The 483-nt window shown below is 62.9% G+C and carries 1 pseudogene; it reads left to right on the forward strand.

Going from position 1 to position 483, the window contains the following annotated elements:
• Positions 1–438, forward strand: a pseudogene (locus A9762_RS27830) (electron transfer flavoprotein subunit beta/FixA family protein); the annotation flags it as partial.
• Positions 439–483: the final 45 nt, after the last annotated feature.

Consider the following 483-nt stretch of genomic DNA (forward strand, 5'->3'; position numbering starts at 1 on the left):
GTCGAGAAGGAGCAGCCGCAACTGGTGATCCTGGGCAAGCAGGCGATCGACGACGATTCCAACCAGACGGGTCAGATGCTCGCGGCGCTCACGAAGCTGCCGCAGGCGACGTTCGCCTCGAAGGTGTCGGTGGCGGACAACCGCGCACAAGTCACGCGCGAAGTGGACGGCGGTCTGGAGACGGTGTCGCTGTCGCTGCCGGCGGTGATCACGACGGACCTGCGCCTGAACGAGCCGCGTTACGTGACGTTGCCCAACATCATGAAGGCGAAGAAGAAGCCGCTGGAGACGGTCAAGCCGGCGGATCTGGGCGTTGACGTGAGCCCGCGCCTGAAGACGCTGAAGGTTGCCGAGCCGCCCAAGCGCAGCGCTGGGGTGAAGGTGGCGGACGTGGCAACGCTCGTCGAAAAACTCAAGACCGAAGCCAAGGTCATCTAAGGGAGACGACGAGATGAGCATTCTGGTCATTGCAGAACACGACAA

It is taken from the genome of Pandoraea sp. ISTKB (assembly GCF_001721285.1).
GTDB lineage: Bacteria > Pseudomonadota > Gammaproteobacteria > Burkholderiales > Burkholderiaceae > Pandoraea > Pandoraea capi.